The following is a 20,110-nucleotide window of genomic DNA, read 5'->3' as shown; positions in this document are numbered from 1 at the left end:
GGTGTCTTGTGTGGGGGCGAAGGCGGGTGCTTCACAAGGGCTTGAAGTGTTCGAAGGGCTCGCGGCAGGCCATGCAGCGGTACAGCGCCTTGCAAGCCGTGGAGCCGAAGGCCGAGAGCCGCTCGGTCTGCAGGCTGCCGCAGCGCGGGCAGGCCAGCGCCGGCGCTGCAGCCCCGGTGCGCGGCATGAAGCGCAGCGGCACCTCGGTGCCCGGCGGCAGCGGGCCGGGCGGCGCGATGCCGTAGGCCAGCAGGCGGGCGCGGCCGCGTTCGGTGATCCAGTCGGTGGTCCAGGCCGGGGCGCGCTGCAGCGTGGCATGGGCCGGGCCGAGGCCGGCCGCCTCGATGGCGGCGAGCACGTCGCGCTCGATGGCCTCGGTGGCGGGGCAGCCCGAATAGGTGGGGGTGAGCACGATCTCCAGGCCATCGCCCGCCAGGCGCACGGCGCGCACGATGCCCAGGTCGCACACGGAGACCGCGGGCACCTCGGGGTCGGGCACGCCGTCGAGCACCTGCCAAGCGCGGGCAATGCGCGCGTCGGCGGTCTCAAAAGGCGCCACGGCTTCGGCCATCATCACCACACGCCTCCGGGAAAGCTGCGCTGCAGGTACTGCATCTCGGCCAGGATGTAGCCCATGTGCTCGCTGTGCACGCCCTGCTTTCCGGTGCTGCGGAACGCTGACTCCTGGGGCGTGGCCAGGCTGGCAGCGGCCAGGATCTGCGCCATCTCGCCGGTCCAGGCGTCCTGCAGGTCGGCCCAGCGCGGGCCCAGACCGGTGGCGTGGGCGGATTCGTCCACCGCATCGACCACGAAGAGCTCGGGCGTGTAGCGCCACAGGGCCTTCAAGGCCGCTTCGGTGCGGCGGCGCGATTCGGCCGTGCCGTCGCCCAGGCGCACCACCCAGTCGGCGGCGTGCTGCTGGTGGTAGCGCGCCTCCTTGACCGCCTTGCCGGCAATGGCGGCCAGCTCCGTGTCGCTGGAGGTGGCCAGGCGCTCCCACAGCAGCTTGAAGAGGGTGGCCACCATGGCGTTGCGCACCATGGTGAAGGCGAAGTCACCGCGCGGCAGCTCCACCAGGGTCACGTTGACATAGTCGCGCTCGTCGCGCAAAAAGGCCAGCTGGTCCTCGTCGTGGCCGCGGCCTTCGATCTGCCCGGCGCGGGTGAGCACGGCGCGCGCCTGGCCCACGAGGTCCAGCGCCATGTTGGACAGGGCGATGTCCTCTTCGAGGACGGGGCCGTGGCCGCACCATTCCGAGAGGCGCTGGGCCAGGATGAGGCAGGTGTCGCCGATGCGCAGCAGGTACTGCACGGCCGGGTCCTGGCTGGTGTGGATGCTGGTGGCTTGCATGGCGGGCGCGCTCACATGTGGTCCACGGACTCGGGCAGCACGTAGAAGGTGGGGTGGCGGTAGACCTTGTCCTGCGCGGGATCGAAGTACATGGACTTCTCGCCCGGGTCGCTGGCCACGATCTGGTCGGAGCGCACGACCCAGACGCTGGTGCCTTCCTGGCGCCGGGTGTAGACGTCGCGCGCCAGCTGGATGGCCATGCGCGGGTCGGCCGCATGCAGGCTGCCGCAGTGCTTGTGGTCCAGGCCGGCCTTGCTGCGCACGAAGACTTCCCACAGCGGCCATTCGGTGGCCATGGCGGGGTCGGCGGCGGGGGTGGAGGGGGTGGTGGGGTTCGTCATGGGTTGTCTCGAAACAGGGAATCTCAGGCCGCAGCCCGCACCGGGGCGTGCTTGGCGGCATGGGCCAGGGCGGCTTCGCGCACCCAGGCACCGTCGTCCCAGGCCTTGACGCGCGCGCCCAGGCGTTCTTCGTTGCAGGGGCCGTCGCCGCCGATCACGCGCCAGAACTCGCTCCAGTCGATGGCGCCGTAGTCGTGCGCCTGGCGCTCCTCGTTCCATTGCAGGTCGGGGTCGGGCAGAGTCACGCCGAGCACGCGGGCCTGCTCCACCGTGGCGTCGATGAACTTCTGGCGCAGCGTGTCGTTGGAGACGCGCTTGATGCCCCAGCGCATGGACTGCGCGGAGTTGGGCGACTGGTCGTCGGGCGGGCCGAACATCATGATGGAGGGCCACCACCAGCGGTTGACTGCGTCCTGCACCATGGCGCGCTGGGCGTCGGTGCCCTGCTGCATCATGGTGAGCAGCGCGTCGTAGCCCTGGCGCTGGTGGAAGCTTTCTTCGCGGCAGATGCGCACCATGGCGCGCGCATACGGCGCGTACGAGCAGCGGCAGATCGGCACCTGGTTCATGATGGCGGCGCCATCGACCAGCCAGCCGATGGTGCCCATGTCGGCCCAGGTCAGCGTGGGGTAGTTGAAGATGGAGCTGTACTTGGCGCGCCCGGTGTGCAGCGCATCCAGCATCTGGTCGCGCGAGCTGCCCAGCGTCTCGGCCGCGGCGTACAGGTACAAGCCGTGGCCGCCTTCGTCCTGCACCTTGGCCAGCAGGATGGCCTTGCGCTTGAGCGTGGGGGCGCGCGATATCCAGTTGCCCTCGGGCAGCATGCCGACGATCTCCGAGTGCGCATGCTGGCTGATCTGGCGCAGCAGGGTCTTGCGGTAGTGGTCGGGCATCCAGTCCTTGGCCTCGATGAATTCGCCCGCGTCGATGCGCGCGTCGAAGGCCTCCTGGCGCTGCATCTCCTCGGCGCTGCGCAGGGCCTTGTTGCCGGCGTCGCCGCCTTCCTTGCCCATGGTGTCCATGGCCTGGGTGTACATGGTGTCGTCCTTTCGTGAAGGGTTAGCGTGGGCGCTGGTCGATCACGCGGCGGGCCTTGCCCACCAGCGTGCGTTCGATGGAATCGGTGGCCAGCACCTCGACCTGGCAGGTGATGCCCACCAGGGTCTTGATGCGGTGCTGCACCCAGCCGGTGAGGTCGGGGCGCTCGCCGTCGGCCACGCCGGGCTGCAGCTCGCAGCGCACGGTGACCTGGTCGAGGTTGCCGTCGCGCGCCACCAGGATCTGGTACTGGCCCGACAGCTTCTCGTTCTGCAGCACGATCTCTTCGATCTGCGTGGGGAACACGTTCACGCCGCGGATGATGAGCATGTCGTCCGAGCGGCCCACGATCTTGCCCATGCGGCGGAACGCGCGCGAAGTGGGCGGCAAGAGGCGCGTGAGGTCGCGCGTGCGGTAGCGGATCATGGGCAGCGCCTCCTTGCTCAGCGAGGTGAAGACGAGTTCGCCCTCCTCGCCGTCGGGCAGCACCTCGCCCGTCTCGGGGTCGATGATCTCGGGGTAGAAGTGGTCTTCCCAGACCACGGGGCCGTCCTTGCTCTCGATGCACTCGCTGGCCACGCCCGGGCCCATCACTTCGGACAGGCCGTAGATGTCCACCGCGTCGATGCCGGCCTTGGTCTCGATCTCGCGGCGCATGGCCTCGGTCCAGGGCTCGGCGCCGAAGATGCCCACCTTGAGCGAGCTCTCGCGCGGGTCCAGCCCCTGGCGCACGAACTCCTCGTTGATGACCTGCATGTACGAGGGCGTGACCATGATGATGCTGGGCCCGAAATCGCGGATCAGCTGCACCTGCTTTTCGGTCTGGCCGCCCGACATGGGGATCACCGTGCAGCCCGCGCGCTCGGCGCCGTAGTGCGCGCCCAGGCCGCCCGTGAACAGGCCGTAGCCATAGGCCACATGGATCAGGTCGCCAGCGCGCCCACCCGCTGCGCGGATGGAACGCGCCACCAGGTCGGCCCAGGTGTCGATGTCCTTCAAGGTGTAGCCCACCACCGTGGGCTTGCCCGTGGTGCCCGAGGAGGCATGGATGCGCGCCACCTTTTCGCGCGGCACGGCGAACATGCCGAAGGGGTAGTTGTCGCGCAGGTCCTTCTTGACGGTGAAGGGGAACCTGGAGAGGTCGGACAGCTGCGTCAGGTCCGACGGGTGCACGCCCTTGGCATCGAAGGCGCGCCGGTAGTGCGGCACGTTGTCGTAGGCGTGCTGCAGCGTCCAGCGCAGGCGCTGCAGCTGCAGCGCCTGGACCTCGTCGCGGCTGGCGGTTTCGATGGGCTCCAGGTCGCCTGGAGCGGGGTGGCGCACGGCCATGGATGTCTCCTGTAATGGTGTATGGGGTCAGCAGCCGGCGGCATCGGCAAGCGGCACGGTGTGCTTGCCCTTCATGCAGTACGAGCGGCCGCGGAACACCGCGATGGCCTCGCCGCGCTGGTTGTGCACGTTCACGTCGTAGACGCCGGTGCGGCCGGCCAGCGAGACCTCGGTGGCCACGGCGGTGAGGCGGTCGCCCTCGCGCGCGGGCGCCAGGAAGTCGATGGACAGGCCCGAGGCCACGGTCATGTCGTTGCGCGCATTGCACGAGAAGGCGAACGCCGAGTCGGCCAGCGTGGTGACGAAGCCGCCGTGGCAGATGTCGAAGCCGTTGAGCATGTCGGCGCGCACGGTCATCTCGAGCGTGGCCCGCCCTGGCGCGATGGCCGTGATGGCGATGCCCAGGCCCTGCGTGGCGCGGTCGTTGGCGAGCATGCCGGTGCGCACGTGCTCGGCGATGGCCTGGGGGTCCATGGGGGAGGTGGTGGAGTCCATGGGTCGCTCAGCGGTCTTTGAACACGGGAGCGCGCTTGCCGATGAAGGCCTCGACGCCCTCGCGGTAGTCGGCCGAGGCGCCCAGCGTGCGCTGCACGGCCGCCTCACGGGCCAGGGCCTGGCCGTAGTCCATCAGTGCCGCCGCATCCATCGCGTTGCGCGTGGCGACCAGTGCTTTCACGGGCATGGACGCCAGGCGCTGGGCCAGGGCCTGTGCTTCTTCCTGCAGGGCCGCATCGTCCACGCAGCGCCAGATCAGGCCCAGGCGCTCGGCATCGGCGGCGGGCAGCTTGTCGCCCAGCAGCGCCAGGCCCAGGGCCTGCGCACGGCCCACCAGGCGCGGCAGCAGCCAGGTGCCGCCGGTGTCGGGCACCAGGCCGATCTTGGTGAAGGCCTGGATGAAGCTGGCCGAACGCGCGGCCAGCACCAGGTCGCACGAGAGCGCCAGGTTGGCGCCCGCGCCGGCGGCCACACCGTTGACGGCGGCCACCACGGGGATGGGCATGCTGCGGATGCGCAGGCACAGCGGGCCGTAGAGTTTCTCGATCACTTCACCCAGGTCCTTGGGCGCGGCGCCGGGCGTGAGGTCGGGCGCCACGGCCGGGTCGGCCAGGTCCTGCCCCGCGCAGAAGGCCCGGCCCGTGCCCGTGAGCACCACGCAGCGCACCTCGGCGTTGGCCGCAGCGGCCTCCAGGGCGTCCAGCAGTTGCGCATGCAACTCGGCGGTAAAGCTGTTGAGCGCGGCGGGCCGGTGGAGCGCCAGTGTTTGCACGGCGCCCGACTGCGTTACAAGAACAAGGGGTTCAGACATGGATGCTCCTGCCTACCAAAGTGGGGAAATGTTGTATTGATCGGCCGCAAACATTATTGACCGACCGTTCGGTAGAGAATAAACTTTCCACAACCCTGACACAAGTCAAACCCCTCAGGGCAAACCCTTAACGGAGACAAATACATGCCCCTGTTCGATACGCACCGTGCCCTGCTCGATGGCGCCCTGGACGCCCTGGCCACGCGCGGCCACTGGACGCCCTTCCCCGAATCGCCCTCGCCCAAGGTCTATGGCGAGACCGGCCAGGCCGACGGCCAGGCGGCCGTGGCCGCCCTGCTGGGCAAGGATTTCCCGCTGCAGCAGCCCGGTGAACAGGGCCGGCTGGCGACAGAACGCTCGCCCTATGGCGTGGCGCTGGATGTGCGCTACCCCGACTGCGACGTGCACGCGCTGGTGGCAGCGGCCCAGGCGGCCGAACCCGCGTGGCAGGCACTGGGCGCGCAAGGCCGCGTGGGCGTGCTGCTGGAGGCGCTCATGCGCATCCACCGCCGCAGCCATGAGATCGCCCACGCCGTGATGCTGACCACCGGCCAGGGCCCGATGATGGCCTTCCAGGCCGGCGGCCCGCACGCCCAGGACCGCGCGCTCGAAGCCATCGCCTACGCCTGGAAGGCCATGGCCGACGTGCCCGGCCAGGCGCTGTGGGACAAGCCCCAGGGCAAGAACCCGCCGCTGGTGATGCAAAAGCACTACGAGATCGTGGGCCGCGGCGTCGCGCTGGTGGTCGGCTGCGCCACCTTCCCCACCTGGAACACCTACCCCGGCCTGTTCGCCGCGCTGGCCACGGGCAACCCGGTCATCGTCAAGCCGCATCCCCATGCCGTGCTGCCGGCCGCGATCTCGGTGAACATCCTGCGCGAGGTGCTGGCCGAGCAGGGGCTGGACCCGAACACCGTGACCCTGGCGCTGAGCCCCCGCGCCGAAGACACCCAGGCCCTGGCCACGCACAGCGCGGTGGCCAGCATCGACTTCACGGGCAGCAACCAGTTCGGCCGCTGGCTGATCGACAACGCCCGCCAGGCGCGCGTGTATGCCGAGATGGCCGGCGTGAACACGGTGATCATCGAATCCACCGACCAGTACGCGGCCCTGCTGCGCAACCTGGCGTTCACGCTGTCGCTGTACAGCGGCCAGATGTGCACCACCACGCAGAACATTTTGGTGCCGCGCGGCGGCATCGCCACCGACGAAGGGCACAAGAGCTTCGAGCAGGTGGGCGCGGACCTCGCCGCCGCCGTGACCGAGCTGGCCTCGAACCCGCGCGTGGCCACCTCGGTGCTGGGCGCCGTGGGCTCGCCCGAGACCGTGGCGCGCATGCAGCGGGCCAGCGGCCAGGGCCGCCTGGTGCTGGCCTCGCGCGCCCTCCCCCACCCCGAGTTCGCGAACGCGCAGATCCACACGCCAGTGATCGTGGCGCTGGAGCAGGCCGACAGCGCCATCTACGGCCAGGAATGCTTCGGCCCCGTGTCCTACCTGGTGGCCACCGATTCGGGCGCCGCCAGCCTGCAGGTGGCCGAGGCCACACTGCGCGAGCATGGCGCACTGACCCTGGGCGTGTACTCCACCGACCGCGCCTACATCGACGCCGCCATCGCCCTGGGCCGGCGCACGCGCGTGGCGCTGTCCATCAACCTCACGCAAGGGGTGTTCGTGAACCAGTCGGCGTCGTTCTCGGACTACCACGCCACGGGCGGCAACCCGGCCGCCAACGCCAGCTACACCAACCTGGCCTTCGTGGCCGACCGCTTCGTGATCGTGCAGCGGCGCGAGCATGTGCAGGCGGGGTCCGCTGCGGCAGCGTGATCGGGCGGGCGGCAGGTGGCGGGGCGCCGCGGCCCCTGCCCGCTCCGCCGGGACGTGTTTGCGGTCTCAGGCCGGGTGCTGCCGGCGCCCCCACCACGACAGCCCCAGGCCCACCACCGAAGCCACGCCGGTGACCGCCCAGGTGAAATGCCAGCCGCCCGCCAGGCCCGCCACCCAGGCCACCAGCGGCGGGCCCAGGAACTGGCCACAGGCCGAGCACTGCTGCACCCAGCCCATCGTGGTGGACACCGTGTGCTCGCTGGGCGCCACCCGGACCGCCAGGGCAAACAAGGTGGCCGGAATCATCCCGCCCACCGCTGAAAACGCCACCACGGCAGCGAACCGAAGAACCGCGCCATCCCCCGCCAAGGGGCTGAAGGCCACCACCGTGGCCAATGCCGTGCCGCCGAAACCGAGGGACAACAGACGGTGCGTGCGCCAACCCGCCCGCATCAAGCCGCCGGCCCCCAGGTTCCCCACCACATTGGCCGCGCAGGCCAGTGCGGTCAGCGCACCGGCAGCCACGCCGCTGACGCCCGCCTGCATGTAGATGGAGGGCAGAAACCCGATGACGGCCAGCCACTGGCAGGAGTACATGCCAAACGCCACCGCCACCACCCAGGGCCCGGGACTGGCCAGGGTGAGCCGCAGCCGCCGCGCCAGAAGGACCACCGCGGGAGACGGCGGGTCGGTGCGCGGCCGCGCCACGGTGGCGCGCAGCGCATCCGGGCCAACGGCCAGGGCCAGCCAGAGCCCCGCGCAGCCCGCCAGCACACCCAGCAGACCCCACCAGGCCTGCCAGCTCCACAGCCCCATGACCACCGGCCCCGCCAGAAGCGCCAGGGCAACGCCGGCGGGCATGTAGGCACCCCACAGCCCCATGAAGGCGGGCAGCCTGGCAGCGGGCACCAGCTGCCGCATCAAGCTGGGCGCCGGCAGCACAACCCACAGAAAACCCAGCCCCTCCAGCGCCCGCAATGCCAGCAGGTCCGCCGGATGGCGGGCCCCCACGCCCGCCAGGCTGGCGATACACAACACGCCCAACCCATACAGCATGCTGCGCCGCAGGCCAAAACCATCGGCCAGCGCCCCCACCAGAACGCCGAGCAGCATGCCCGCCAGCTGGACCGCCGACAGCAGGAAGCCCGCCTCGACCAGCGAGACCCCCAGCGTCTCCCGCAGCACGGTGATGGCGGGTGGGATCTTGCCGATGTGCAGCGCGGCCGCGAGCCCCGCCAGAAACACGGCGATGGGCGCGCGCAGGGGAAAGGAAGTCAACGGGGGCATCTTCAAGGCATGGATTCGGAAGGAAGGCGGGCGGATGGCATGCGCCCCCCACACCATAGCCGACAGCCCCGCCGGCCGCCCGTCACCGCTGCGGCATGTCCTTGACCGAGTAGCCCAGGCTCACCGTCGCGTCGTCCGGGATCGCGGGCATGGACGCATTCCATGCCTCCCAGGCCGCGCGCATCGTCCGCAGCCGCTCGGGTTCCACGGGAGCCCGGTTGGCGCGCTCGCGTTCGTCCTGCGACAGATCGAACAGGTAGTCGTTGCCGTCCACACGCAGGTATTTCCAGTCGCCCTGGCGCATGGCGCGCTGGCCCCGGTGGTTCATGCGCCAGAACAGGGGCGGCGCATCGTGCAGGGCGGCATCGCGCAGCACCGGCATCAGCGAGCGGCCGTCGAGCGGGTAGTCCCCATGCGCCGCCACGCCGGCCGCATCGAGCATCGTGGCCGACCAGTCCATGGTCATGCAGGTCTGCGGGCTCACGCCGCCCGGTGCGATCACGGCGGGCCAGTGGGCGATCCACGGCACGCGGATGCCGCCTTCGGTCAGGTCCATCTTGCCGCCTACCAGGGGCCAGTTGTCCGAGAAGCGCTCGCCGCCGTTGTCGCTGGTGAAGACCACCAGCGTGTCGCGCTCGATGCCGTGGTGGCGCAGCGCGTCCATCAGGCGGCCAATACCTTCATCCATGTGGTGGATCATGCGGCGGTAGGTCTCGATGTTGCCGCCATGCAGGTGGAACAGGTTGCCCTTCACCTCCTGCGCCAGCGCCCCGTCATCGCGCGTCTCCCACGGCCAGTGGGGCGCCGTGTAGTGCAGGCTCAGAAAGAACGGCGTGCCGGCCTGTGCGCCCGGCGCCATGCGCTCCACGTAGCCGAGCGCATGGTCGGTGATGAGGTCGGTGAGGTAGCCGTCCTGCTGTTTTTCCTCTTCGCCCAGGTACAGGTCATGGGTGCCGTTGGAACTGCAGTGCGTGAAGTAGTCCACCCCGCCCGACATGGGGCCGAAGAACTCTTCGTAGCCTGACTGCAGCGGCCCGAAGGCCGGCGGGTAGCCCAGGTGCCATTTGCCCATGAGCGCCGTGCGGTAGCCGCCCGCGCGCAGCAGCGAGGGCAGCGTGGGGTGCGACGGCGGCAGGCCCAGCGTGGTGCTGCCCCGGCTCTTGCTGTTGATGGGCTCCTCAGCCGCGCCGCGCAGGCGGTACTGGTAGCGCGCCGTCATCAGCGCGAAGCGCGTGGGCGAGCACACGGGCGAGTTGGAATAACCCTGGGTGAGCTTCAAGCCCTGCGCGGCCAGGCCGTCGAGCACGGGCGAGACCGGGCCGAAGGCCGCTTCGCGCCCGCCGTAGCAGCCCAGGTCGGCATAGCCCAGGTCGTCGGCGACGATGAAGATGATGTTGGGGCGGGTTTTGATGGTCATCTCGAAGTCCAGTTTCACTAAACCGCGCCCATTGCCTTTGCAACAGGCACGGCCGAGGCGAGGGGCGGCAAGCAAGGGCCGCCCCGCAGCAAGGCCGCCGTCCCCTTCGAGGGGGAAGCGGCAAAGCCGCTCAGGGGGTGCTTCCTGTCAAGGCTTGAAGCCCGAGCGCTGCACGACCGGCGCCCACTGCGCGCGGTAGGCCTTGAGCATGGCATCGGTCTGGGCCATGGTCGCCACCACGGGTTCCATCTTGGCGGTCTCGAACTTGCGCTGGGTGTCGGGGTCCTTCATCACCTCCACGATCAGCCCGGCCAGGCGTTCGGCCTGGGCCTTGGGCATGCTCATCGGGGCGAAGAAGGTGTTCCAGCCGGTGGCGGCCAGGTCCATGCCGGCTTCCTTGAAGGTGGGAATCTTCGGGTCCAGCGGGCTGCGCTTGGCGCTCGACACGGCCAGGATGCGGATCTTGCCGGCCTCGTGCTGGGGCAGCAGGGTGTCGAAGGTGTCGAACGCCACGGGCACCTGCCCGCCCAGCAGGTCGTTGAGCAGCGGCGCCGAGCCCCGGTAGCCCACCACCTCGGCGCGCACCTTGGCGGCATCGCCCACCATCAGCCCGAAGAAATGCGGCAGGCTGCCCGTGGCGGGCACGCCGAAGTTGGCCTTGTCCGGGTTGGCGCGCAGCCAGGCCATCAGGTGCGGCAGCTCCTTCACGGGCACGGCGCTGGCCACGGCCACGCCGAACTCGTAGCTGTTGACGTGGCTCACGGGACGGAAGTCGCGCTCGGGGTCATAGCCCGCGTCGGGGAACACCAGGGGCGCCACCAGCATCACGGCGGGGTTGGCCAGCAGCAGGGTGGGCTGGTTGGCGGGCGCGGCCTTCACGGCCTGGGCCGAGAGGCGGCCGCCCGCCCCGGTCTTGTTCTCCACGATCACGGGTGTGCCGAGCTTGGTGCCCAGCTTGTCGGCCACGATGCGGGCCACGCGGTCGGTGGCGCCCCCGGGCGCATAGCCCACCACGATGCGCAGGGGCGTCTCCTGCGCCTGGACCAGGGACGCGGACAGGGCAAGCGCGGCGGCGAACGCAAAGGCAAGGGGTTTCCACATGGTCGAAATATCTCCAGGGCAAGGGCATGGGCCCTGCGCGGCCGCGCAGGTGGTGAGGTTGATGGGCGCACTGTATTGGCCACACAATCAATTGATCTAATCAATTCTCGCCCGGAAATACCCTGATGCCCGCACCGCCCGGCCACCGCCTGACCGACCCGCAGGCCGCCAACGACCTGCTGATGTACCGGCTCAACCGCCTGCTCGCCGTGGCGGGCAGCCTGGTGGTGCGGCTGTGCGAGGGCGGCTACGGCATCACGCGGCGCGAGTGGGGCCTGCTCATGATGCTGGCCCAGCACCCCGGCATGCCCCCGGCCGAGCTGGCCCGGCGCCTGGGACTGGACCGCGCACGCACCTCGCGGGCCGTCACCTCGCTGCTGGCCAAGAAACTCATCACCCGCGACGCCATGCCCGGCGACCGGCGCCAGGCCGTGCTGACCCTCACGCCCGCGGGCCAGGCGGTGCACGACGGGCTGTTCCCGCAGGTGAAGGCGCTCAACCAGGAACTGCTGGCCGGCCTGGAAGCGCCGGATGTGCGGGCGCTGGACCATGCGCTGTCCGACATGCAGCAGCGCGCCGAGGCGCTGGTCGCGGCGCGCACCGACGTGCCGCGCACCTACCGGCTGCGGGGCGGACGGCACACCGACTGAGGGGCATCCCGCCGGCACCGCCCCAAAACAGGGATGAGGCGATATCCTTCCATTCCGCATGCCGCCGCCGCCGAAAAGCGGCCGCGCGCCCGCCCAGCCGAGTCTCTCCCGCCCGACGGCCCCACCACGACGCCCCCCGCAGACCACCTTTCATGTCCCAGCACCCAACCTCTTTGTGGAGCCCCTTGCGCCAACCCGCGTTCCGGGGGCTGTGGATCTGCGGTGGCATCTTTTTCGTGGGCAGCGGCATGCAGACCATGGCGGCCGCCTGGCTCATGGTGGAGCTCACGGGCTCCTCGTTCCTGGCCGCGCTGGTGCAGACGGCTGTGTTCATGCCCATGTTCCTGCTGGCCTTGCCGGCGGGGGTGCTGGCCGACACCACCGACCGGCGGCGCCTGATCTCCGGCGCGCTGCTGGCGCAGGTGGGGGCCAGCGCGCTGCTCACGCTGCTGGTGCTGGGCGGCTGGGGCGGCCCGGCGTCGGTGCTGTTCCTGGTGTTCGTGTGCGGCTGCTGCACGGCCGTGCTCACGCCCGCATGGAACTCCTCGGTCATCGACCCCGTGCCGCGCGACGAGTGGCCGCAGGCCATCACCGCCGTCAGCATTGCCTACAACGCCGCGCGCGCCGTGGGCCCCACGATGGCCGGCCTGGTGTTTGCCCAGCTGGGCGCGGGCTGGGTGTTCGCCGTCACGGTGACCACCACGCTGGTGATGTGGCAGTCCATCCGCCGCTGGCCGCCCAAGGCCCATCCCCCGTCCAAGCTGCCGGCCGAACGCCTGTGGGGCGGCACCTTGAGCGGCCTGCGTTTTGCCTGGCACTCGCGCATCATCCTCGCGCAGCTGGTGCGGGTGATGGCCTTCAGCGCGGCGGGCTCGGCCCTGTGGGCGCTGCTGCCGGTGATCGCCCAGCGCCAGCTGGGCACGGGCGCACAGGGCTTCGGCCTGCTCATGGGTTGCCTGGGCACCGGGGCCGTGGCCGTGGGCCTGGTGCTGGGGCGCCTGCGCGCGCGCTTTGGCATGGAGGCCATCGTGGGCGCGGGCGGGGTGGTGTTCGCCATGGCCATGCTGGTCGCGGCGCTGACCAAGATGGCCTGGCTGGTCTACATCGCGATGCTGTTCGCCGGGGCCGCATGGATGTCGGCCATGTCCACCTTCAACACCGCCACGCAGGCCAGCGCGCCGCAGTGGGTGCGCTCGCGCGCCGTGGCCATGCACATGGTGGCGGCGCTGGGCGCGTTCGCCATGGGCTCGGCGTTCTGGGGCGCGGCGTCCGACATCATGGGCCTGGCCCCCACGCTCTACGTGGCCGCCGCGCTCATGGGCGTGGGCCTGCTGCTGGCGCGCCCCATGCCGCTGCGCATGGGCGCGCTGCACGAGGTGACGCAGGCCACCCCCTGGGATGAGCTGTTCATCGAGGCCGAACCCCTGCCCGAGGCGGGCCCCGTGGCCGTGGAGGTGGGCTACCGCATCGCGCCCGGCACCGACGCCGCCTTCCTCGACACCATCAGCCAGATGAAGGCCCCGCGCCGGCGCGACGGCGCCACCTTCTGGCGCGTGTACAAGGACCTGGGCGAACCCTCGCGCTACGTGGAGCGCTTCATCGTCGAATCCTGGGCCGACTACCTGCACCAGCGCGCCCGCGCCACCATGGCCGACCAGGCGCTGGAGACGGAAGTGCGGGCCTTCTTGGCGCCCGGCGAGGTCGTGCGCATGTCGCACTACATCGCCGAGAGATAGCTCCCCCCTGAGCCGCTTCGCGTCTTCCCACTGAGGGGGGGACGCCACCCGTGGCCCGGCAAAGCCGGTTCCACGGTGGCGCTGGCAGAGGCGCGCCCTTGGCACAGATCAGCCGAGCCTCCGCCCACCCTGCGACAATCGGTGCATGAGCTTTGCACCCCTCTCCAACGACACCTTCCTGCGCGCCTGCCGCCGCCAAGCCACCGACTACACCCCCCTGTGGCTGATGCGCCAGGCGGGCCGCTACCTGCCCGAATACAAGGCCACGCGCGCCCAGGCCGGCAGCTTCATGGGCCTGGCCACCAATGTGGACTACGCCACCGAAGTCACCTTGCAGCCCCTGGAGCGCTTCCCGCTCGACGCCGCCATCCTGTTTTCCGACATCCTCACCGTGCCCGACGCCATGGGCCTGGGCCTGACCTTTGCCGAAGGCGAGGGTCCGCGCTTTGCCAAGGTGGTGCGCGACGAGGCCGCCGTAGCCGAACTGGCCGTGCCCGACATGGACAAGCTGCGCTATGTGTTTGACGCCGTCACCAGCATCCGCAAGGCCCTGAACGGCCGCGTGCCGCTGATCGGCTTCTCGGGCAGCCCCTGGACCCTGGCCTGCTACATGGTCGAGGGCAAGGGCAGCGACGACTACCGCCTCGTCAAGAGCCTGATGTACAGCCGCCCCGACCTCATGCACCGCATCCTGGCCATCAACGCCGACAGCGTGGCCGCCTACCTGAATGCCCAGATCGACGCGGGCGCCCAGGCCGTGATGATTTTCGACAGCTGGGGCGGCGTGCTGGCCGACGGCGCCTTCCAGGAGTTCAGCCTGGCCTACACCACGCGCGTGCTGGCGCAGTTGAAGCGCACCGGCGTGGACGGCACCGACGTGCCGCGCATCGTCTTCACCAAGGGCGGCGGCATCTGGCTCGAAGACATGAAGGGCATCGACTGCGAGGTGCTGGGCCTGGACTGGACGGCCCACCTGGGCAAGGCCCGGGCCATCGTCGGCGGCCAGGCCGGCGGCCCCGGCAAGGCGCTGCAGGGCAACATCGACCCCAACGTGCTGTTCGCGCCCCCCGCGCAGATCGCGCAGCAGGTGCGCCACGTGCTGGACAGCTTCGGCACGCCGCACACCGACCCCACCACCACCGGCCCCACCCACATCTTCAACCTGGGCCACGGCATCAGCCAGTTCACGCCACCCGAGCATGTGGCCGCGCTGGTCGAGGCGGTGCACGGCCACTCCCGGGCGCAGCGCCAGGGCTGAACAGGCCACCAGCGATGGCGGCACTGCCCGCATCGGCCCTGCTGGCGCCCCCGCCCGCGCTCGCTGGCTGCGTGCGCGCCTACATCTGGCGCGACCTGGCCGCGCTGCCCGCCGGCGCTCCGCGCGACACGCGGGTGCCGGCCAGCCCGTACCCCGGAATCCTCTGGCTGGTGCGCGGCGCCGTGCACCTGCATGAATGCGCGGGCCAGGCCACGGACCAATGGCTGCCCCGCACGGCGCTCTCGGGAGCGCACCGGCACGCCTACCACTCCACCTCCGAACCCGCGGGCGACTTCTTCTGCCTGGCCTTCCAGCCCGGCGCGCTCGCGCTGCTGACGGGGCAGGACCTGCAGCCCCTCACCGACCGCGTGCAGGACGCGCGCGACTGGCTGCCCGCCGGCCCCGGGCGCGCCGACTGGCTTTGCTGGCTCGAGGCGATGCACGCCGCCCCCGGCCACGGTGCCCGCATGGCCCTGTGCGAGGCGTTCCTGGCGCCCCGCTGGGCCGCCGTGGCGCGGCAGCATGCGGCCTGGCTGCGCGTGCTGCAGGGGCGCTGGGAGCGCCCGGCGCGCCAGGCCCTCGCCCGGGAGCTGGGCTGGACGCCCCGCCACCTGCAGCGGCGCGCGCACCAGATCACCGGCCTGCGCCCCGGCGAGGTCGAGCGCATGCTGCGCGCCGAGCACGCCCTGCTGGCCATGCGCGACGCGGGCGCGAGCGTCGTAGACGCGGCCCTGCGGCACGGCTACGCCGACCAGGCCCATTTCAGCCGCGAGGCACGCACGCTCTACGAGCGCTCCCCCGCGGCGCTCAGGACCCACGCGCAACAGCCCGCCGACGACGCGGACTGGCTGCTGCGCCGGCCCGCGCAAATGCCAGCGGAGCCTGGCGCGCGGCGCTAGCCGGTGCTAGCGCGGGATGACCCGGGGCCGCCGGATCCGGCCCTGCAGCTGCAGGATGCCGTAGAGCAGCGCCTCGGCCGTGGGCGGGCAGCCGGGCACGTACACGTCCACCGGCACGATGCGGTCGCAGCCCCGCACCACCGAGTAGCTGTAGTGGTAGTAGCCTCCGCCATTGGCGCACGAGCCCATGGAGATCACATAGCGGGGTTCGGGCATCTGGTCGTAGACCTTGCGGATGGCGGGCGCCATCTTGTTGGTCAGCGTGCCGGCCACGATCATCAGGTCGCTGTGGCGCGGACTGGAGCGCGGGATGATGCCGAAGCGGTCCAGGTCGTAGCGCGCCATGGCCGCGTGCATCATCTCCACGGCGCAGCAGGCCAGGCCAAAGGTCATGAACCACAGGCTGTCGGAGCGCGCGGCCTGGACCACGTCGTCCAGCCGGGCCAGCATGAATCCATCGCGCTCCAGCGTGGGAGCCGCCTCGGCGGGGAAAGGGGGGTGGGAGGAGAAGGAGGAAGCCATGGCGGCATCTTGGCGAGGCCGCTGCCCGCCGTCTTGAAGCAAAGCGACCTCAGGGCCGCCCGCCGCGCCCTGCGACAATGCCCGGCCGCGCGGGCGCATTTCCAGCCAGTCCGTGCGGCCGAAGGCCTGACTTATGCACAAAACTGGCGCAGGGCCCGCGCCGTCCGCGCGGCGCGGCACGCCAGGCAGGCCCGAACGGAAATATTCTCAACCAGCACGTAAGTCATTGATTTCAAAGGATGTAGCAGGACTGCTTTTTTTGCGGGCATTCCGGCGAAAGCACGGCGGCACAAGGGCTTGCACGCCAAACACAGGGGATATCAACAAAGTTATCCACAGAAATTCTGGATTTCTCGCAAAACCTGAAGCAAATCAAGCACTTGCGGCCTACATCGCAGGAAGGCCTCAGCAGGGAATGGGGCGGCTAGCACAATTTTGGGGCTTCCCCGGGCCTTGACGGCCGATCGATGTTCGACTTATGCACACAAATCTTGATGCGACGCAACATAATCGGGCCCGGCAGCCTTAGCACAGAATTTGTACCGAAAATCCTTCAGATGATTGATTCATAAGGATTTTTTGGAGCTGCCGATTTTGTGTGCAATCTGTTCAGGCCCAGTATTCATGCGGGTCGGCAGGGTGCTGGGGCAGGATGTCAACAAAGTTATCCACAGAAAGACGGGATTACTCGCTCGCTCCAACAAATCAAGCACTTAGCCCCCGAACCTCCACACCGCCTCCACAAGCCTCTGTAACTCGCTCCCGTCCGTGTCCGCCTCCCTCGCCATCGTCCACGTCGCGCTGCACACCCCGTCCCACAGCGGCGTGGGGGACCTGCTCAGCTACGCCAGCCCCCAGGCCCTGCCGCCCGGCACGCTGGTGCGGGTGCCGCTCGGAAGCCGCGAAGTGCTGGGCGTGGTGTGGGACGCGGCCGAGGGCACCGGCGAGTTGCCCGAGGGGGCCACCCTGCGCCCCATCGCGGGCGTGCTGGAGGGCGTGGCCCCGCTGGACCTGCCCTGGCGCCGCCTGGTGGCCTTCGCCGCGCGCTACTACCAGCGCGCGCTGGGCGAAGTGGCGCTGGCGGCCCTGCCGCCCCAGCTGCGCGATTTGCGGCCCGAGCAGCTGGCCCGCCGCCTGCGCCGCCCCGCGAAGGCGGCCGGGGACACCACGGACGCTATGCAAACAATAGCACTCACCGCTGAACAGGAAAGCGCCAGGGCCCGGATTTCTTCAGAATCCGGCCCCTTCCTGCTGTTCGGCAGCACCGGCAGCGGCAAGACCGAGGTGTACCTGCGCTGCGCCCAGGAGATGCTGGAGGCGGACCCGGCGGCGCAGGCGCTGGTGATGGTGCCCGAGATCAACCTCACGCCCCAGCTGGAGGAGCGCTTCGTCTCCCGCTTCGCCCCGCGGTTCGGCGCGGGGGCCGTCGTCTCGCTGCACAGTGGCATGACGAACCCCCAGCGCCTCAAGAGCTGGCTGGCCGCGCACGGCGGCGCCGCGCGCATCGTGCTGGGCACGCGCATGGCGGTGTTCGCGAGCATGCCGGGCCTCAAGCTCATCGTGGTCGACGAGGAGCACGACCCCAGCTACAAGCAGCAGGAGGGCGCCCGCTACTCCGCGCGCGACCTGGCCATCTGGCGCGGGCGCGAGCAGGGCGCCAAGGTGCTTCTGGGCTCGGCCACGCCCTCGCTGGAAAGCTGGCACGCCAGCCGCCCGCCCACGCCGGACGACCCCGAGGGCGGGCGCTACGCGCGCCTGGCCATGCCCAGCCGGATCGGCGCGGGCGCCCTGGCGCGGGTGCGCCGCGTGGACATGAACCAGCAGCCGCGCCGCGCGATCTTCAGCGCGCCGCTGCTGGCCGCCATCACCGAACGCGTGGCGCGCGGCGAGCAGAGCATGGTGCTGCTCAACCGGCGCGGCTACGCCCCCGTGCTGCACTGCGCCGACTGCGGCTGGAAAAGCGACTGCCCGCACTGCAGCGCCCACCAGGTCTTCCACAAGGCCGACCGCACCCTGCGCTGCCACCACTGCGGCTACACCGTGCGCGTGCCCCGCGCCTGCCCCACCTGCGGCAGCCCCGACATCCACTCCATGGGGCGGGGCACGGAGCAGCTGGAGGAGCAGCTCTCCACCCTGCTGTCCGAGGTGCTGCGACCCGACCGCACGCCCGCGCGCATCGCCCGCATCGACGCCGATACCACCAAGGCCAAGGGCGCGCTGGAGGCCCAGCTGGCACAGGTGCACGCGGGCGAGGTGGATGTGCTCGTGGGCACGCAGATGATCGCCAAGGGCCATGACTTCCGGCGCATCACGCTGGTGGCGGCCGTGCAGCCGGACGGCGCGCTGTTCAGCAGCGACTTCCGCGCGCCCGAGCGCCTGTTCGCGCTGCTCATGCAGGCCGCCGGCCGCGCGGGGCGCGACGCCGCCTACATGGCCGCGCAGGGCACCCAGTGCGAGATGTGGATCCAGAGCTACCACCCCAAGCACCCGGTGTACGAGGCGCTGCGCACCCACGACTACCCCGCCTTCGCCGCCCAGCAGCTCCAGGAGCGCGAGGAAGCCGCCATGCCCCCGTTCGCCTACCAGGCCCTGGTGCGCGCCGATGCCCGCACGCAGGAGGTGGCCCAGGGCTTCCTGGCCGCCGCCACGGCCGCCGCCCATGCCGCCGGCCTGCCGGGGCTGGACGCGGTCACGCTGTTTCCCCCGGTGCCGCTGACCATCCAGCGCGTGGCCAACGTGGAGCGCGCCCAGATGCTGATGGAAAGCCCGAGCCGCGCCGCGCTGCAGCGCTTCCTGGCCGCCTGGCAGCCGGTGCTGCAGGCCACGCGCGCCCAGCCCGCGCACAAGGGGCTGGTGCGCTGGCTGGTGGATGTGGACCCGCTGGTGATCTAGGCTCAAGATCCAGGGTTTTCATGGCCCTGGCGCTTGATGGACATGCGCGGATAGCTATTTAATTGATAGCAAATTCCGCCACATCCCGCGCATCCTCGCACCCGGCGGATTCCGGGCCGGGGTGCGCGCGGGCCATCCGGTCACCCCTGGCGGCACTGCCGGTCCACGTACTGCAGGGCGTCGGGCAACGCGTCGCGGAACACCAGCCACTCGTGGTCGCCGTCGATCACACGCAGCTCCACCTGCTTGGGCTGAATCTGGTACATCCGCCAGTACAGGGTGGCCGACATGGGAGCGATGCCCAGATAGTCGTGGTCGCCCGAGACGATCCACATCGGCACACGCGGCGTGCCCGCCTTGTAGGCGTCGAGCGCCGCCGCGTAGTTCAGCGACTTCCAGGTGTCGGGGTCAAACTGCCCGTCGCGCACGAACTGCGGGGTGCGCCGTGCCGCCGAGGTGTCCGGCGGCAGCGGGTCATAGATGGCGGGGCTGATCACCGCCGCGGCGCAGAACTGCGTGGGGTTGCGCAGCGACAGGTTCAACGCGCCGTAGCCCCCCATCGACAGGCCGCCGATGGCCCGGCCGCTGCGCTCCTTTTGCACGCGGTAGCGCGACTCGACGTAGGGCAGCAGGTCTTTCATGATGGCGGTGCCCGCCTTCTCGGCCGCGCCGTCGGCCCACCACGACGCCGGGCCCGCCGTGGGCATGACCACGACCGACGGGCGGATCAGCCCGCGCTTGATGAGGCCGTCCAGGGTCTCGACCGCGCCCCCCTTGGTGCGCCATTCGTTCTCGTCGCCGCCCGCGCCGTGCAGCAGGTAGACCACGGGATAGTTCACCGTGCCGCCGGGCTGGTAGCCGTCGGGCACATACACCGTGAACTTCACGTCGCGGCCCAGCGCGGCCGAGGGTGCCTGGTCGGCAAACACCTGGCCTGCCTGCGCGGTGGCGGCGGCGGAAAGAACGGCGGCCGCTGCCAGCCAGCTCCGAAAACAAGGCTTCGCAAAACGCATGGAGGTCTCCTCATGAATGGATGGATACGCCCATGCTGCAGTGGCACAGGCGATAGCATTGTGTGCGCACCACGCCACAGTGGACGTTTCGCCGGCGACAGGCGTGGAGGAAGGCCTTCCCGGGCGCTGCGCCCCCCCGACCGTCAC

The 20,110-nt window shown here is 70.4% G+C and carries 18 protein-coding genes; 6 read left to right on the top strand and 12 right to left on the bottom strand.

Annotated elements, in window-relative coordinates:
* Positions 1 to 31: 31 nt before the first annotated feature.
* From paaD to AC1RVY_RS20820, 7 genes are read right to left on the bottom strand one after another with little or no spacing between them, the layout of a single operon-like run.
* Positions 32 to 574 (bottom strand): 1,2-phenylacetyl-CoA epoxidase subunit PaaD, encoded by a 543-nt coding sequence (gene paaD, locus AC1RVY_RS20850; RefSeq protein WP_492807996.1) that lies wholly within the window; start codon positions 572 to 574, stop codon positions 32 to 34.
* Positions 574 to 1,350, bottom strand: coding sequence for a 1,2-phenylacetyl-CoA epoxidase subunit PaaC (paaC, locus tag AC1RVY_RS20845; protein ID WP_492807994.1), 777 nt, complete (start codon positions 1,348 to 1,350; stop codon positions 574 to 576). The genes paaD and paaC overlap by 1 nt, the downstream gene beginning before the upstream one ends.
* An 11-nt stretch (positions 1,351 to 1,361) precedes the next feature.
* On the bottom strand, positions 1,362 to 1,691 hold the full coding sequence (paaB, locus tag AC1RVY_RS20840) for a 1,2-phenylacetyl-CoA epoxidase subunit PaaB (protein ID WP_255591631.1): 330 nt from the start codon (positions 1,689 to 1,691) through the stop codon (positions 1,362 to 1,364).
* Between the two features lie 23 nt (positions 1,692 to 1,714).
* The gene (gene paaA, locus AC1RVY_RS20835) at positions 1,715 to 2,728 is read right to left on the bottom strand and encodes a 1,2-phenylacetyl-CoA epoxidase subunit PaaA (RefSeq protein ID WP_492245097.1); all 1,014 of its coding nucleotides are present in this window, start codon (positions 2,726 to 2,728) and stop codon (positions 1,715 to 1,717) included.
* A gap of 22 nt (positions 2,729 to 2,750) precedes the next feature.
* On the bottom strand, positions 2,751 to 4,058 hold the full coding sequence (gene paaK, locus AC1RVY_RS20830) for a phenylacetate--CoA ligase PaaK (RefSeq protein ID WP_492807991.1): 1,308 nt from the start codon (positions 4,056 to 4,058) through the stop codon (positions 2,751 to 2,753).
* 27 nt (positions 4,059 to 4,085) lie between these two features.
* On the bottom strand, positions 4,086 to 4,553 hold the full coding sequence (paaI, locus tag AC1RVY_RS20825) for a hydroxyphenylacetyl-CoA thioesterase PaaI (protein ID WP_492807990.1): 468 nt from the start codon (positions 4,551 to 4,553) through the stop codon (positions 4,086 to 4,088).
* 7 nt (positions 4,554 to 4,560) lie between these two features.
* Positions 4,561 to 5,364: an enoyl-CoA hydratase-related protein gene (locus tag AC1RVY_RS20820; RefSeq protein ID WP_492807989.1), complete on the bottom strand. Its 804-nt coding sequence runs from the start codon at positions 5,362 to 5,364 to the stop codon at positions 4,561 to 4,563.
* Positions 5,365 to 5,508: 144 nt separating this feature from the next.
* Here AC1RVY_RS20820 and paaN point away from each other — a divergent pair, with 144 nt between their 5' ends.
* Positions 5,509 to 7,188 (top strand): phenylacetic acid degradation protein PaaN, encoded by a 1,680-nt coding sequence (paaN, locus tag AC1RVY_RS20815; protein ID WP_492807987.1) that lies wholly within the window; start codon positions 5,509 to 5,511, stop codon positions 7,186 to 7,188.
* Positions 7,189 to 7,254: 66 nt separating this feature from the next.
* On the opposite strand, the gene AC1RVY_RS20810 is transcribed toward paaN, so the two are convergent.
* The 3 genes from AC1RVY_RS20810 to AC1RVY_RS20800 form a co-directional block, all read right to left on the bottom strand.
* Entirely contained in the window at positions 7,255 to 8,475 is a 1,221-nt protein-coding gene (locus AC1RVY_RS20810; protein ID WP_492808062.1) for an MFS transporter, read from the bottom strand.
* 82 nt (positions 8,476 to 8,557) lie between these two features.
* Positions 8,558 to 9,892 (bottom strand): sulfatase family protein, encoded by a 1,335-nt coding sequence (locus AC1RVY_RS20805; RefSeq protein ID WP_492807986.1) that lies wholly within the window; start codon positions 9,890 to 9,892, stop codon positions 8,558 to 8,560.
* 147 nt (positions 9,893 to 10,039) lie between these two features.
* Positions 10,040 to 10,993, bottom strand: a complete 954-nt coding sequence (locus AC1RVY_RS20800; RefSeq protein WP_218296898.1) for a tripartite tricarboxylate transporter substrate-binding protein — start codon at positions 10,991 to 10,993, stop codon at positions 10,040 to 10,042.
* Between the two features lie 125 nt (positions 10,994 to 11,118).
* On the opposite strand from AC1RVY_RS20800, the gene AC1RVY_RS20795 reads away from it, so the two are divergent.
* The 4 genes from AC1RVY_RS20795 (at position 11,119) to AC1RVY_RS20780 (ending at position 15,536) form a co-directional block, all read left to right on the top strand.
* Positions 11,119 to 11,643, top strand: coding sequence for a MarR family winged helix-turn-helix transcriptional regulator (locus tag AC1RVY_RS20795; protein ID WP_369643533.1), 525 nt, complete (start codon positions 11,119 to 11,121; stop codon positions 11,641 to 11,643).
* 152 nt (positions 11,644 to 11,795) lie between these two features.
* Positions 11,796 to 13,379, top strand: a complete 1,584-nt coding sequence (locus AC1RVY_RS20790) for an MFS transporter (protein ID WP_218296896.1) — start codon at positions 11,796 to 11,798, stop codon at positions 13,377 to 13,379.
* Between the two features lie 145 nt (positions 13,380 to 13,524).
* Positions 13,525 to 14,637 carry a uroporphyrinogen decarboxylase gene (gene hemE, locus AC1RVY_RS20785; protein WP_492807984.1) on the top strand — a complete coding sequence of 371 codons (1,113 nt, stop codon included), beginning with the start codon at positions 13,525 to 13,527 and terminating at the stop codon, positions 14,635 to 14,637.
* Between the two features lie 14 nt (positions 14,638 to 14,651).
* Positions 14,652 to 15,536: a helix-turn-helix transcriptional regulator gene (locus tag AC1RVY_RS20780; RefSeq protein ID WP_492807983.1), complete on the top strand. Its 885-nt coding sequence runs from the start codon at positions 14,652 to 14,654 to the stop codon at positions 15,534 to 15,536.
* A 6-nt stretch (positions 15,537 to 15,542) separates the two neighbouring features.
* Here the strand turns inward: AC1RVY_RS20780 and AC1RVY_RS20775 are convergent, their stop codons facing one another.
* Positions 15,543 to 15,986, bottom strand: coding sequence for a NuoB/complex I 20 kDa subunit family protein (locus tag AC1RVY_RS20775; RefSeq protein ID WP_370627860.1), 444 nt, complete (start codon positions 15,984 to 15,986; stop codon positions 15,543 to 15,545).
* An 840-nt stretch (positions 15,987 to 16,826) separates the two neighbouring features.
* Here AC1RVY_RS20775 and priA point away from each other — a divergent pair.
* The gene (priA, locus tag AC1RVY_RS20770) at positions 16,827 to 18,950 is read left to right on the top strand and encodes a replication restart helicase PriA (RefSeq protein WP_218296892.1); all 2,124 of its coding nucleotides are present in this window, start codon (positions 16,827 to 16,829) and stop codon (positions 18,948 to 18,950) included.
* 140 nt (positions 18,951 to 19,090) lie between these two features.
* Here priA and AC1RVY_RS20765 read toward each other — a convergent pair whose 3' ends face one another.
* Positions 19,091 to 19,963 carry an alpha/beta hydrolase gene (locus AC1RVY_RS20765; protein WP_218296891.1) on the bottom strand — a complete coding sequence of 291 codons (873 nt, stop codon included), beginning with the start codon at positions 19,961 to 19,963 and terminating at the stop codon, positions 19,091 to 19,093.
* Between the last annotated feature and the right edge of the window lie 147 nt (positions 19,964 to 20,110).

This window comes from Acidovorax sp. GW821-FHT11A03 (assembly GCF_058809075.1).
This window is presented reverse-complemented; position numbering and strand designations above follow the sequence as displayed.

Excerpts from the sequence above, each read along its gene's own strand:
- paaD (WP_492807996.1), bottom strand. The coding sequence starts at position 574 with ATGATGGCCGAAGCCGTGGCGCCTTTTGAGACCGCCGACGCGCGCATT.
- paaC (WP_492807994.1), bottom strand. The coding sequence starts at position 1,350 with ATGCAAGCCACCAGCATCCACACCAGCCAGGACCCGGCCGTGCAGTAC.
- paaB (WP_255591631.1), bottom strand. The coding sequence starts at position 1,691 with ATGACGAACCCCACCACCCCCTCCACCCCCGCCGCCGACCCCGCCATG.
- paaA (WP_492245097.1), bottom strand. The coding sequence starts at position 2,728 with ATGTACACCCAGGCCATGGACACCATGGGCAAGGAAGGCGGCGACGCC.
- paaK (WP_492807991.1), bottom strand. The coding sequence starts at position 4,058 with ATGGCCGTGCGCCACCCCGCTCCAGGCGACCTGGAGCCCATCGAAACC.
- paaI (WP_492807990.1), bottom strand. The coding sequence starts at position 4,553 with ATGGACTCCACCACCTCCCCCATGGACCCCCAGGCCATCGCCGAGCAC.
- AC1RVY_RS20820 (WP_492807989.1), bottom strand. The coding sequence starts at position 5,364 with ATGTCTGAACCCCTTGTTCTTGTAACGCAGTCGGGCGCCGTGCAAACA.
- paaN (WP_492807987.1), top strand. The coding sequence starts at position 5,509 with ATGCCCCTGTTCGATACGCACCGTGCCCTGCTCGATGGCGCCCTGGAC.
- AC1RVY_RS20810 (WP_492808062.1), bottom strand. The coding sequence starts at position 8,475 with ATGCCCCCGTTGACTTCCTTTCCCCTGCGCGCGCCCATCGCCGTGTTT.
- AC1RVY_RS20805 (WP_492807986.1), bottom strand. The coding sequence starts at position 9,892 with ATGACCATCAAAACCCGCCCCAACATCATCTTCATCGTCGCCGACGAC.
- AC1RVY_RS20800 (WP_218296898.1), bottom strand. The coding sequence starts at position 10,993 with ATGTGGAAACCCCTTGCCTTTGCGTTCGCCGCCGCGCTTGCCCTGTCC.
- AC1RVY_RS20795 (WP_369643533.1), top strand. The coding sequence starts at position 11,119 with ATGCCCGCACCGCCCGGCCACCGCCTGACCGACCCGCAGGCCGCCAAC.
- AC1RVY_RS20790 (WP_218296896.1), top strand. The coding sequence starts at position 11,796 with ATGTCCCAGCACCCAACCTCTTTGTGGAGCCCCTTGCGCCAACCCGCG.
- hemE (WP_492807984.1), top strand. The coding sequence starts at position 13,525 with ATGAGCTTTGCACCCCTCTCCAACGACACCTTCCTGCGCGCCTGCCGC.
- AC1RVY_RS20780 (WP_492807983.1), top strand. The coding sequence starts at position 14,652 with ATGGCGGCACTGCCCGCATCGGCCCTGCTGGCGCCCCCGCCCGCGCTC.
- AC1RVY_RS20775 (WP_370627860.1), bottom strand. The coding sequence starts at position 15,986 with ATGCTGGCCCGGCTGGACGACGTGGTCCAGGCCGCGCGCTCCGACAGC.
- AC1RVY_RS20765 (WP_218296891.1), bottom strand. The coding sequence starts at position 19,963 with ATGCGTTTTGCGAAGCCTTGTTTTCGGAGCTGGCTGGCAGCGGCCGCC.